The sequence below is a fragment of the Chryseobacterium formosense genome, from assembly GCF_900116415.1.
Classification (GTDB): Bacteria; Bacteroidota; Bacteroidia; order Flavobacteriales; family Weeksellaceae; genus Chryseobacterium; species Chryseobacterium formosense.
Genome location: NZ_FPAP01000001.1, coordinates 181468 through 194891, shown reverse-complemented (window position 1 = coordinate 194891; position 13424 = coordinate 181468). Strand labels below are relative to the sequence as shown.

13 protein-coding genes are annotated in these 13424 nt (G+C 35.0%); 2 read left to right on the top strand and 11 right to left on the bottom strand.

All coding sequences use genetic code 11. The features are described from left to right. Positions 1-46: 46 nt before the first annotated feature. Positions 47-2479 (bottom strand): alpha-ketoacid dehydrogenase subunit alpha/beta, encoded by a 2433-nt coding sequence (locus BM371_RS00895; RefSeq protein ID WP_034674751.1) that lies wholly within the window; start codon positions 2477-2479, stop codon positions 47-49. Between the two features lie 137 nt (positions 2480-2616). On the opposite strand from BM371_RS00895, the gene BM371_RS00890 reads away from it, so the two are divergent. Next, positions 2617-2910, top strand: a complete 294-nt coding sequence (locus BM371_RS00890; protein ID WP_034674748.1) for a hypothetical protein — start codon at positions 2617-2619, stop codon at positions 2908-2910. A gap of 1 nt (position 2911) precedes the next feature. On the opposite strand, the gene BM371_RS00885 is transcribed toward BM371_RS00890, so the two are convergent. From BM371_RS00885 to queA, 4 genes are all read right to left on the bottom strand, one after another. Continuing rightward, positions 2912-3889: a polyprenyl synthetase family protein gene (locus BM371_RS00885; protein ID WP_034674745.1), complete on the bottom strand. Its 978-nt coding sequence runs from the start codon at positions 3887-3889 to the stop codon at positions 2912-2914. Positions 3890-4098: 209 nt separating this feature from the next. Continuing rightward, positions 4099-4980: a hypothetical protein gene (locus BM371_RS00880; RefSeq protein WP_034674742.1), complete on the bottom strand. Its 882-nt coding sequence runs from the start codon at positions 4978-4980 to the stop codon at positions 4099-4101. 67 nt (positions 4981-5047) lie between these two features. Further along, positions 5048-6082, bottom strand: a complete 1035-nt coding sequence (gene rlmN / locus BM371_RS00875) for a dual-specificity RNA methyltransferase RlmN (RefSeq protein WP_034674740.1) — start codon at positions 6080-6082, stop codon at positions 5048-5050. Between the two features lie 88 nt (positions 6083-6170). After that, positions 6171-7220, bottom strand: coding sequence for a tRNA preQ1(34) S-adenosylmethionine ribosyltransferase-isomerase QueA (queA, locus tag BM371_RS00870; protein ID WP_034674738.1), 1050 nt, complete (start codon positions 7218-7220; stop codon positions 6171-6173). A 197-nt stretch (positions 7221-7417) separates the two neighbouring features. Here queA and BM371_RS00865 point away from each other — a divergent pair, with 197 nt between their 5' ends. Further along, positions 7418-8110 carry an AIM24 family protein gene (locus tag BM371_RS00865; protein WP_034674735.1) on the top strand — a complete coding sequence of 231 codons (693 nt, stop codon included), beginning with the start codon at positions 7418-7420 and terminating at the stop codon, positions 8108-8110. 41 nt (positions 8111-8151) lie between these two features. On the opposite strand, the gene BM371_RS00860 is transcribed toward BM371_RS00865, so the two are convergent. From BM371_RS00860 to BM371_RS00835, 6 genes are all read right to left on the bottom strand, one after another. Beyond that, entirely contained in the window at positions 8152-8643 is a 492-nt protein-coding gene (locus BM371_RS00860; protein WP_034674732.1) for a DNA-deoxyinosine glycosylase, read from the bottom strand. A gap of 202 nt (positions 8644-8845) precedes the next feature. Continuing rightward, positions 8846-10840, bottom strand: a complete 1995-nt coding sequence (locus BM371_RS00855) for a S9 family peptidase (protein WP_034674729.1) — start codon at positions 10838-10840, stop codon at positions 8846-8848. A gap of 180 nt (positions 10841-11020) precedes the next feature. Continuing rightward, positions 11021-11320, bottom strand: coding sequence for a hypothetical protein (locus BM371_RS00850; RefSeq protein WP_034674727.1), 300 nt, complete (start codon positions 11318-11320; stop codon positions 11021-11023). Positions 11321-11541: 221 nt separating this feature from the next. Beyond that, entirely contained in the window at positions 11542-12516 is a 975-nt protein-coding gene (locus tag BM371_RS00845; RefSeq protein WP_034674724.1) for a 2-hydroxyacid dehydrogenase, read from the bottom strand. 117 nt (positions 12517-12633) lie between these two features. After that, positions 12634-13032, bottom strand: coding sequence for a DUF1801 domain-containing protein (locus BM371_RS00840; protein WP_034674722.1), 399 nt, complete (start codon positions 13030-13032; stop codon positions 12634-12636). A gap of 73 nt (positions 13033-13105) precedes the next feature. Beyond that, on the bottom strand, positions 13106-13387 hold the full coding sequence (locus tag BM371_RS00835; RefSeq protein WP_034674719.1) for a hypothetical protein: 282 nt from the start codon (positions 13385-13387) through the stop codon (positions 13106-13108). Between the last annotated feature and the right edge of the window lie 37 nt (positions 13388-13424).

Genomic DNA, 13424 nt, shown 5'->3' with positions numbered 1-13424 from the left:
AACCGCTCTCCGAAGAAAGCGGTTTTAAAATTTATTTAAATCCTAATTAGAATATCGCAGGATATTTCTGAGGATTTGTTTCATTAAACATCGCATAGATTTTTTCAACCATATCGTCTGAAGACGGCTTAGAGAAATAATCTCCATCACTTGCATATGCCGGTCTGTGGTCGTTTGCAGCAATCGTCAACGGATCAGAATCCAAGAATCTGAAAGCTTTTTGCTTTTCTAAAATCTGTTGAAGAATAAACGCTGAAGTTCCGCCTTCCACATCTTCGTCGATTACGACCAATCTGTTCGTTTTCTTTACAGATTCAGCGATTTCGTGCGTTAAATCGAATGGAATTAATGACTGAACATCAATTACTTCCGCAGAAATTCCTAATTTTTCAAGTTCTTCTGCTGCTTCCATTACAATTCTCCAGGTTGAACCGTACGTTACCAAAGTAACATCTTTTCCTTCTTTTGTTACCTCGATTTTCCCAACAGGAACAGTGAATTCGCCTAAGTTATCAGGTTGCTTTTCCTTTAATCTGTATCCGTTAAGACATTCAACAATTACCGCTGGTTCATCACTCTGAAGCATTGTATTGTAGAATCCGGCAGCTTTCGTTAAGTTTCTAGGAACTAAAACTAAAATACCTTTTGAAAGGTTCAGAATTCCCGCCATCGGAGAACCTGAATGCCAAACTCCTTCCAATCTGTGACCTCTCGTTCTGATGATCACAGGTGATTTTTGACCTCCTTTTGTTCTGTATTGAACCGTCGCCAAATCATCACTCATCCCTTGTAAACAGTACAAAATATAGTCTAAATACTGGATTTCAGCGATTGGTCTCAAACCTCTCATCGCCATACCAATTCCCTGACCCAAAATTGTAGCTTCACGAATTCCTGTATCGGCAACACGGACGTCACCGTATTTTTCCTGCATTCCTTCAAGACCTTGGTTTACGTCACCGATATTTCCGGCATCTTCGCCAAATACTAAAGTTTCAGGATATTTTTCGAAAATTTTATCAAAATTATTTCTCACCACTACTCTTCCGTCTACATCTTCGGAACTTTCAGAATAGATTGGCTTGATTTCCTTTACATTTTCAGCTTTCCACTGCGACTGAGAGTATAAATGAGAAGAATAATTGTCTTTTTCAACCTCAAAAATCTCATTATACTTTTGCATCAATTGGTTTCTTTCCGCAGAATTTGTTCCTCTTGTTGCCAACAAAGATTTTCTTACCAAATGAAAAACATCTTTCTTTGCTTTTGAAACTAATTTATTGAATTGATTGATATAGTTTTCAATTTCAATATTTTGCCCTTTAAGATTTTCAACTAAAGGTAAAACTGAACTGATTAAATCTGTAATTGTTTTCTGGTAATTTTCCCAAGCCTGTTTTTGTCCGGCTTTCACTGTTTTTTTGGCTTCTTCATCAATAGCATTCAATTCTTCATTGGTTGCCAAAACCTCTTCTTTACCTTCAATTTCGATTGAATAATTTGAAATCCATTCTCTGAATTTCACCAATCCGTCGAACTGTGCTTCCCAAGCCAGACGTTCCTCATTTTTATATCTTTCGTGAGACCCAGAAGTAGAGTGACCTTGAGGTTGGGTTACTTCAATAACGTGAACTACAACCGGAATGCTCTCAACTCTTGCAAACTGTTCAGCTCTTGCATAAGCATCCAATAATGCCGGATAATCCCAAGCTTTTACCTGAATAATTTCACATCCCTGAAACTCTCCTTCTTTTCTTTGGAAACCGCTCAACATTTCAGCAATATCTGCTTTTGCTCTCTGCTTCATCGTAGGCACAGAAATTCCGTAACCGTCATCCCAAATGGAAACAATCATCGGAACCTGAAGCGCACAAGCTGCATTCAACGTTTCCCAAAAATGACCTTCCGCCGTAGAAGCGTCGCCAATCGTTCCGAAAGCGATCTCATTACCGTCTTTCGAAAACTTTTCAGAACCGTCGAATTTTACTGATTTATATATTTTTGAAGCCTGAGCTAATCCTAATAATCTTGGCATTTGCCCTGCAGTAGGAGAAATATCCGAAGAAATATTTTTCTGAGCCGTTAAATCTTTCCAGCTTCCGTCTTCATTTAAACTTCTTGTTGCAAAGTGACCGTTCATCTGTCTTCCGGCAGAAGCAGGTTCTCTTTCAACACTGGTATCGGCGTATAATTGTGCAAAAAAACTTTCAACAGTAAGAGCATCTGCAGCCAAAGCAAAAGTCTGATCTCTGTAATATCCTGAACGGAAGTCACCGTTTTTGAAAACTTTCGCCATTGCCAATTGTGGCAACTCTTTTCCATCTCCGAAAATACCGAACTTGGCTTTTCCGGTAAGCACTTCTCTCCTGCCCAAATAAGACATTTCACGAGAAATTCTTCCTAATTTATAATCTTCAAGTATCTGATTTTTAAAGTCCTGAAAGGATATCTGCTGAGTTTCAATATAGGTTGTCTGCATAGCCAAATATAAAATATTTTTTATTTTGAAGTATTTTGCTAATATACACTTTTTAAATTAATTTTAATTTTTAATAATCTTTTTTAAAAATTTGATAATAAAAAAAATTGTAATTAACTTGAAATAAATTTGTATTGATGGAAAAAAAGTCTTCACATATTCTTAATGCTTCGAGCAATCTTTTGGGATTCTCTCTGGTCATTATTACCTCACTGAAAATCACAAAAATAAGTCACAGCACCCATTTAGATGAGTTTGCAGGTGTAGCATGTCTTTGCTTTGCATTCAGTTGTTTCTTCTCATTTCTCGCCATCCGTTCCAAAAAAGAAAAGACAGGAAATAAGTTTGAGACTATTGCGGATTATTTATTTTTAAGCGCATTATTTTGCATCGTACTTGCTGTGATTATTGTAACGATGAGAATAATTTAAATCAGAATTTACGCTCGATAACGTAATCCAACATGGTGTGAAGTGATCTTCGTACTTCAGAATCGGGAAATTCATTGAGAATATCTTTTGCTTTCTGCTGGAAATCTTTCATAACACCGATTGCGTAATCTAATCCTCCAGAACTTTTCACAAAGGCAATCAGTTCTTTTACACGTTTCTGATCGTTGTTATAACGTTTTATCGTATTGAAATAGTATTTTCTGTCGGTTTCATTAGCTGTTTTCAGAGTATGAATCAGAGGTAACGTCATCTTTTGTTCTTTGATATCAATACCAACAGGTTTTCCGATAACATTTGAGCTTAAGTAGTCAAATAAATCATCCTTGATCTGAAAAGCCATTCCGGTATATGTTCCGAAATCCATCATTTTTTTTGCCAGATTATCATCAACACCGTTTGATACTGCGCCGATTTCACAGCATGCAGCAATTAAAGTTGCCGTTTTCTGACGGATAATTTCATAGTAAACATCTTCGGTAATATCCAGTTTTCGCGCTTTTTCCAACTGAAGAAGCTCACCCTCAGACATTTCTCTGATTGTTCTTGAAATTACAGACAACAAATCGTAATCTTTATGGTCTGTAGAAAGTAAAACTGCTTTTGACAACAGAAAATCACCTACCAAAACCGCAATCTTATTCTTCCATAAAGCATTGATTGAAAAGAAATTACGACGCTTAAAACTTTCATCCACCACATCATCATGTACCAAAGTAGCGGTATGAATCAGTTCGATCATTGACGCACCACGGTAGGTTTTTTCATTCACTTCACCGGTAAGTTTTGCACAAAGAAATACAAACATAGGACGCATCTGCTTCCCTTTTGTAGTAACGATAAAACGTGTGACTTTATCTAATAAAGGTACTTTACTCTGCATTGATTCGTAAAACTTTTGTTCAAAAAGCTTCATTTCCTCATTGATTGGTCGCTTGATTTCTTCTACAGTGTTCGCCACAGTCTTCGAATGATGGATAAATTATTAATTCCCACAAAGATAATTTTTTTCGGGCAATTTTAAGGAAAATTAAACCATTAAGAAAACGAAAAGATCAGGAGTTGTTAAAAGTTATAAATTGATTGAAGCTTTATGCCAAATAATTCATCAGAATCTTAAAAAATCCAAATCACTTTATTTTTAAAAAATTTGCCTTAATGTTTAAAAACTTAATTCTTTTTTAATTTTTCAATCGGAATAAAATAAAAAAATGGCTTGTTTTTTTTGATCGGAGAATAGAATTTTTCTCCTGAAATATAAACTCCTGCTTTATCTACAGCAATTCCTTCGATCTGACCAATTGATAAGGCACTTCCCAAATAAAGTTTTCTTGGATTGTGCTTAAAGAAAATCCCGGGTTCAGATTCATTGAAAATCATAAGAAAAACTTCAGTTTTTTTGGTGTATCCTACAACGAACAACTTTTTATCGTAATAAGACGCATCGGAAATCATAAAACCTGTTTTGTAAGCTTCTATTTTTTGTGCGGTTTGATTTTCAAAATTTTCGGGATCAATTGTGTAATGCGTTGTTGATTTTGAAGCCCATTCTTTGGTGAAAATGTGGATTTTTCCATTTAAATAAATCATCGATTCCAGATCGAAATCAGTATTGATATTTTTAGGAGTAAAATCCTTTTGCTCGGCATAATAAAAAGAGATTGTTTTAAGCGAATCATTGACCAGCTGATTATTCTGAAAAGGAATTCTAAATATTTTTAAATCTTTTCTTGTTCCTGCATTATTTCCAAAATCACCGATGTAAAAGTTTTTTCCGTCATTGGTTAAAGCTTCCCAATCTTTATTTTCTACGTTTGTTTTTAAAGTATTGAGAATTTTTCCCGACGTTTTATCTATTTCGTATAATTCTGCGGGATTTCCACTATCATTGAAAGTGTATAACTTATTATCGAAAAAATTCAATCCTGAAGTTTCCTGAATAGAATCATTTAAAATTGCAACACGGAATTTTTTAAGCTTAAAAATTTCGGATTGTTGCGCATTTAAAACAATTGAAAAACTGACAATAAATAACAGAAAAACCTTCTTCATTTAACAAAAATAGGGTTTTTGATGTGAATGGATTATTAAGTAATTATTTTGAGAAGTTCATTCAGATCTATTCGGCAGTTTTGTTTGCCAACTGTCCGCAAGCGGCATCAATATCACCACCTCGGCTTTTTCTTACCATGACAGTAACTCCGGCTTTTTCGAGTTCACGAACATATTTTTCTTCCGCAGCGACGCTCCGGTGATCAAACTTTCCTTCTCCAATCGGATTGTACTGGATTAAATTAACTTTGGAAGGAACTTGTCGGCAATATTTAATTAAGGCTTTAATATCTTCATCTTTATCGTTGATGCCTTTCCAGACACAATATTCAAAAGTGATGACAGAACCTGTTTTTTTGTACCAATATTGAAGCGCTTCCATAATATCCGTTAGAGGAAATTTATCAGAAAACGGCATAATTTCATTTCTCGTCGATTCTATCGCTGAATGCAGAGAAAGTGCAAGCTTCACCCTCAATTCATCGTCTGCCAACATTTTGATCATCTTCGGAATTCCGGATGTAGAAACGGTAATTCTTCTCGGAGACATTCCCAAACCTTCGGGCTGGGTAATTTTTTTGATGGCTTCTACTACATTTTTGTAGTTCATCATCGGCTCTCCCATTCCCATAAAAACAATGTTGGTAAGCGGGCGATTGTAATACTCTTTGCTTTGTCTATCAATTAACGCGACCTGATCTACGATTTCTGCAACTTCAAGATTTCTCATTCTTTTCAGTTTCGCAGTAGCGCAAAATTCACAATTTAAAGAGCAACCAACTTGTGAAGAAACGCAGGCTGTTGTTCTGGTTTCTGTAGGAATCAGAACCGATTCCACCATTAATCCGTCGTGCAGTTTTACACCGTTTTTGATCGTTCCGTCTGTCGATTTCTGAAACTGATCTACCGCCGCAGGATTCATGACAAAATCACGGATAAGATGCTCTCTCAGGTTTTTTGAAAGATTCGTCATCTCTTCAAACGAGTGAAGATTTTTACTCCAGATCCAGTCATAGACCTGCTTGGCACGAAATGGTTTTTCACCAATGGTGCCGAAATAATCTTTGAGCTGGTCGAGGGATAATGTTCGAATGTCTTTCATAGAATTGTTGGGTGCGGGATGATGGGTGTTTGATGAAAGATTGAGCGCCGAATTGCAAACATCCAGCACCCAGCTTCCATCATCTATCTTAAAGAATTAGCATTGCATCTCCGTAAGAGTAGAATTTGTACTTCTCTTTTACGGCTTCTTCGTATGCATGCATTACGAAATCTCTTCCTGCAAACGCTGCAATCATCATAATCAATGTAGATTTTGGCGTGTGGAAGTTTGTGATCATCGTATTGGCAACTCCGAAATCGTGTGGCGGATAAATGAATTTATTTGTCCAACCCTGAAATGCAGAGATTTTTTTATTTGAAGAAACAGAAGTTTCCAAAGCTCTCATTGTAGTTGTTCCTACAGCACAAACTCTTCTGTTTTCCTGTACTGCATTGTTGATAATCTGAGCATTTTTCTCATCAATGATGATTTCTTCGGACTCCATTTTATGCTTAGAAAGATCTTCAACTTCGATTGGGTTGAAAGTTCCCAAACCAACGTGAAGGGTTACCTCAGCAAAGTCGATTCCTTTGATCTCCAATCTTTTCATCAAATGTTTTGAGAAATGAAGACCTGCAGTTGGTGCTGCAACCGCTCCTTCTACTTTCGCATAGATGGTCTGATATCTTTCTGCATCTTCAGGTTCAACATCTCTTTTGATGTATTTCGGAAGCGGAGTTTCTCCCAATTCTTTCAATTTAGCTCTGAATTCTTCGTAAGAACCGTCGAATAAGAATCTTAAAGTTCTACCTCTTGAAGTAGTGTTATCAATAACTTCAGCAACCAAAGATTCGTCTTCAGTAAAGAAAAGTTTGTTACCAATTCTGATCTTTCTTGCAGGATCTACCAAAACATCCCAAACACGAGTCTCTTTATCCAGTTCTCTCAACAAGAAAACTTCGATCTTAGCTCCTGTTTTTTCTTTATTTCCGTAAAGACGAGCAGGGAAAACTTTTGTATTATTAAAGATGAAAAGATCTTTCTCGTCGAAATAGTCTACAACGTCTTTAAATAATTTATGCTCAATAGTTTGCGTTTTTCTGTCTAAAACCATTAATCTGGCTTCATCTCTATGCTCTGAAGGGTGTTCTGCCAACAATTCTTCAGGAAGGTCGAAATTAAAATCGGATGTCTTCATTTTTTAAATTACGGTTTAAAAATTATAAAAATTACAGGGTGTAATTTTCGAGGTGCAAATATACAACATTCTATACCCCTTTGTCAAGTATTTATTTCACTCCTCTTTATTCATGGTTATTACAGATGGTAATTTTATTATTTTTAATCTCATTTGAAAGAAAATTTCGCTATTTTGGCTTATCAAAATATTAAACGATGAGCAAATATTCAATTGAATCTTTTGTAAATGAAACAAAAGAAAATCCATTAGAAAGAGATTATTTCGAACTGGAAAAACCGGCACTTTTAGAAATCAATTTAAATAACCAAGCAGTCTGGACAAAAACAGGGAGCATGGTTGGCTACATTGGTAACATCAACTTTGAAAGACAAGGGATGCTTTCCGGCGGACTGGGAAATCTATTAAAAAAAGCAATCAGCGGAGAAGGTGCTAAACTAATGAAAGCCGAAGGAACAGGAAAATTATATGTAGCAGATGACGGAAAAAAGGTAAGAATTCTGCATTTAAACAATGAAACGGTCTGTGTAAACGGAAATGATGTTTTAGCACACGAACAAAGTATAAAAAGTGACATTACCATGTTAAAAAGTATCGCAGGAGTAATGTCGGGCGGACTCTTTCAGGTAAAGCTTTCCGGAACCGGACATATTGCCATCACGACACATGGTGAACCTCTGACGTTATTGGTAACTCCTGATGCGCCCGTTTTTACTGATCCTAATGCAACAGTCGCCTGGTCAGGAAATTTAAGTCCGGAACTGAAAACAAATGTTTCTTTTAAAAGCCTTATCGGAAGGGGAAGCGGAGAGGAATTTCAGATGAAATTTTCCGGAAACGGATGGGTTTTGATACAGCCGTATGAAGAGGTTTATAGGGTAGAAAAATAGTTTTAAAATTAGTACGAAAGCAACTTCAAGGAGTTGCTTTTTTAGTTTAAATATTCCAATATCTTTTTCCATTCTTCAAATTTCCTTTCAAAAGAAATGGTGTGAAGCGGACTGGTTGATGGCAATAAATGAATGGGAATTTTAAAGCTTTTACCTAATAATTTCTGTAGGTTTTTATAAGACTTTCCACCATTGCAAAAGATGGCTGTAATGTTTGGATGGTTTTTCAAAAGCTCTTCAATTTGATTCGCTTCTTCATTTTTTATTTCTGAATCAAGGCTTCCTTTTCTCTCGCAGGAATCGATAACGTCCCAAAGTGCAATGTGGTGATTTTTTAAAACGTTGATTCTTTCAGTATAATCTTCCGTAAAATTTTCATTAAATAATTCAAAAATAATTTTCCAGAATTTGTTTTGAGGATGACCGTAATATTGCTGTTTTTCTAAAGATTTTACACCGGGAATTGAACCTAAAATTAAAATTTTAGAATTATTATCAATGATTGGTGGAAATGAGAAAATTCTGTTTTGCATAGTTGAAATGTGTAAGTTTTGGCTAAAGCCTTCTTCATTCTGGAAACAAAAAGCGGGCTAAAGCCCGCTCCTATTGATATTTTATCTTTAATTATATAAATGTTTTAAATTATATAAATATCTTGACCACCCCGTCTCAATTTTCTATGAAAATTGATCCACTCCTCCAAAGGAGGGGAATTTTGAAATGGAAAATTAAGATTTATAAAGTTTCTTTCAGCCAGTCAAAGAATTCTCTTTGCCAAACCAAGCCATTTTGCGGATGAAGAACCCAGTGGTTTTCGTTCGGGAAATAGACTAATTTAGATTTTAAACCTTTCAGTTTTGCAGCCTGGAAAGCTTCCTGACCTTGTTCGTAAGGAACTCTGAAATCAATTCCGCCCTGAACGATCATGATTGGCTTATTCCATTTATCAACAAAATTGCTCGGATTGAATTCCGTATATGCTTTCGGAAGCGGTTTTTCCCAAGGAGAACCCAAATCCCAGTTTGCAAACCAAAGTTCTTCCGTCGTTAAATACCAGGATTTCATATCAAACAAACCATCGTGAGCGATGAAAGTTTTGAATCTGTTTTCGTGAATTCCGGCTAACATAAATACGCTGTAACCTCCGTAACTTGCACCAACAGCGGCAACCCTATCTCCATCAACATATGGTAAAGTTTTCGCATAATCGGTCGCAGCCAAATAATCTCTCATCGGTTGTCCTCCCCAATCTCTTGAGATTTCTTCGTTCCATTTTGTTCCCCAACCCGGCATTCCTCTTCTGTTTGGTGCTACAACAATGTATCCGTTGGCTGCCATTAAAGAGAAATTCCATCTTGTGCTGAAAAATTGTGTTAATGCAGATTGTGGTCCACCCTGACAATATACCAAAGTCGGATATTTTTTATTCGGATCAAAATTAGGCGGATAATGGAACCATACTCCCATTTCTTTTCCGTCTGAAGTTTTCACCATTTTAAGCTCAGATTTTCCCTGAGAAAGTTTAGCATAAATGTCTTTATTTGCATCTGTGATCTGCTTTAATTCTCCATTTTTAAGATTAACAGAGAATATTTCCGATGCATGATTGATGTCTGTTTTTGAAACTAAAAGTGAAGTTTTTTGGTCAGCAAAAATTTCATTGATATCAAAATCTCCTTTTGTAATCTGCTGAACTTTTGAATCTTTAGGATTTAAAGAAAATAACTGCTTTGTTCCTCTGAAAGCCGCTGTAAAGTAAATCGATTTTGAATCTCCGCTCCAGAAAACATCTCCGGAAACAGATTCGTCCCAGGCTTTTGTAAGGTTTGAAGTTTTTCCTGATTTCCAGTCCATCAGTTTGATGTCGTTTTTATCGGCTTCGTAACCGTCTCTTTCCATACTTTGCCAAACCAAAGATTTTCCGTCAGGACTGAATTTTGGGTTTACATCATATCCTTTATTGGATTCCGTTAAGTTTTTTGTTGTTCCAGAAGCTAAATCGTAAGCAAAAATATCGGTGTTTGTACTTGTCGAATATTCCTTACCACTTTTAGGTTTTGTAACGTATAAAAGCTGTGAAGAATCCGGGCTGAAAATAAAATCTTCCGCTCCACCGAAAGGTCTTTGCGGAGAATCCCACGTTTTGCCTTCCAATAAATCTTTTGCAGTACTCACATTAGCAGCAGTTTCTACCACAAAAACATGATTGTATTTTCCTTCATTAAAATAATCCCAATGTCTGTGATTCAAATCTGTATAAACCTGAGCTGTAGTTTTCGGAGTGTCGGAAAATTTGTCTTTTCCCATCACTTTTTCTACCAAAACCTGTTTGCTGAAAGCTATTTTTTTACCATCCGGAGAAATAACGATATTATCCGCTTCACCAATGTTGTAAAATTCTGACCAGGTTTTCCCGTTGTCTTTAGAAAGGAAAATCTTATCGCCTTCCTGAGCATAAATTCCGTTTTTATCCCACTGAATTAATGCTTTTTTACCAAAATCTATTTTAGAAGACTGATTATTAACAATATTCAGAAAATAATTTTCACTTTTTGTTTTTTCGGTTTTAAGATCGGTTTGTCCGATTTTATAAATCAGTGAAGAATGATCGGGAGAAACTGCCTGTACACCAACTTTTTTCAAAGTCCAAAGAATTTCAGGCGTCATGAGTTGTTGTGCATTCATAACCAACGGAGCTGCCAAAGCGAGCAGACTGTGCTTCAATTTCATATGTAAATACTTTTAAAAGAATTTCAGAATAATAAATTTCGTTAATTCTTATTTTAATTCAAAGATTGCCAAAGTTAATATTTAATATAAAAATAAGCGAATGAATTAGGAAATTAGTTTTATACGTTTTCATATTTAAAACTCAGACATAAAAAATCCCGCTTCAGTTGCGGGATTATATTAAGTAATAATATCTTCGTTTTCTTCTTCGTGATCATCTTCATTATCACTACGGCTATAAGAACTATTCTCTTCATCCGGAAGCTGATCGGTGATCTGCTCAAAATTGTCGTCGTCTTCTGCTCCGGGAATATCCAGTCCGTAAGGCATTTCGTCATTTATGTGTGATGGGTTTGTAATAGGATTACCGTCACCATCTAAAGGAATATGCTCTTCTCTGTTGAAAATATCTTCGCCCGGATTATAATCCATTTCCTCCAATTTTCTGTCTTGTTCGTTTTTGTTATCTTCTGGTGTCATAATATTGTATTTAGTGTTGATGTTTTAAAAGACAAAAATGAGTCCAATTTTTTAATTTTAAAAAGAGACAAGGAAAAGTTTAAAGAGCCAAGTCAAAAGTAAAAAGAGGCAAGTTGAAGAGATTAAGCTTATGATTTTCTATCTGTAAACCGAAAACTTAAAATCTATGAAATGTAATGTCTAAAATTCCCTAATAAAACTCGCATCCCGCATCCCGAATCTCAAACCTCATACACTTCCGGATTTGCGATGTGTGGCATTTTTTCTCCTTTTGAAAAAGCAATTAAGTTTTCTGCTGCCAATCTTGCCATTCCGTTTCTTGCTTCAACGGTTGCAGAACCAATATGTGGAAGAACACAAACATTTGAAAGCTTTAAAATAGGATCATTCTCTTCCATAGGTTCCGGATTGGTAACGTCTAAACCTGCGCCCCAAATTTCTCCTGAAACCAAAGCTTCATATAAATCTTTTTGGTTATGAAAACCTCCTCTTGCTGTATTGATAAAAATTGCATTCTTTTTCATCTTTTTGAAAACGGGGCCATCAAACAAATTGCTTTGCTCTGGTTTAAAATTCGCATGAATGCTCAAAACATCCGATTGTTCAACCAACTCATCGAAAGAAACGTATTTTGCATCGAGTTCATTTTCAGCTTCTTCATTACGATTTCGATTGTGATAAATAATATTCATTTCGAAAGCTTTCTTGCATTTTTCAGCCATTTCGAAACCAATTCTTCCCAAACCAAAAACTCCCAAAGTTTTACCATACAATTCCTGACCCAGTTCGGATAAAGGATCAAAGTTTCCCCAATTGTTATCTTTTACTTTCTGAAAATAAAAACTCGCTCTTCTCGCAACCGATTGCATGAGTAAGAATGCGACATCTGAAGTAGCACGGCTTAAAACATCGGGTGTATTTCCAACCGGGATATTTCTTTTATTGGCTTCTTTAATATCAACATGATCAAAACCTACGCTGTATAAAGCAATTGCTTTGATATTGGAAAATTTTTCGAAAAAATCTGCATCAAACTTATTTTGTCCTACATTTAAAATTGCATTCGCATCTTTGCAGTAGTTAAGCCACTCTTCCTGAGAAATATTTGTATTTTCCGGAATGATTACTTCCAATCCGGCATCTTCCATCATGGTGATTCCTATTTCAGGAATTCTTTTATTGATAAAAACTTTCATTATTTTGATATTTTTAATTTAAATAAAAAAACCTCACTGTTTTTCAAATGAGGTTTATATTGATTGATTGAATTTATTCATTACTATCGAAATTCAATTTTCGTTCCGATTATAATTTTATCCTTTAATTTTGATCAGTTCACCTTTTCTTTTTACAATATTTTTATAATCCCACTGAATTTCTTCAGATTTTTTAAGCCAACGTTGAACATCATTTTGATCAATTTCGCTGACGCTATTATAAAATATTGATGCATCCTGAAATTTTTCACCTTCTACATTGAGTTGTTCTTCATCAAAAGATTTTCCGCTCCAAAACATCAGGCGAATTCCTTTTTTCTGTTTGCTGTAACCTACAATCGGATTTCCATCCAGAAACCAAACGGGATTTGCATGCCAGATTTTGTTTTCAGCATCATTTAGACCTGAATCAATTAATTTAGAAAGCAAAGTGAAGATTTCTTTATCTGAATCTGGTTGATTTTCATTGTAATCTAAAATATCGGGATTAATCATATTATCAAAAATTTATGAATTATGTTTAATTATAATATTTTTAATTCAAATAAATAACTTTTGAATATTAAAATTACACAATATTAGAATTAATAAATATAAGTAAAATTACTAAGGTAATAGAATGAATAATAGTTGATAATCGAGTATCTTTTTTAAACACAAAAGCTTTTACCACATTAGCAATCAATAAAATAACATTGAGTAACACAACAATCAAAATTGATAAAAAATCTAAGTTTGGTGTACACTGACCAGATTTAAATTTTCCCGAAACATTTATTGCAATTACTATCAAACTTGCTATTATATAGAAAAGTATTGATTTTACAGCATTTTTCTTTTCGTGATTCATAAGTTTAAAACGTTCCTTTATAAAATATAAATCAAAG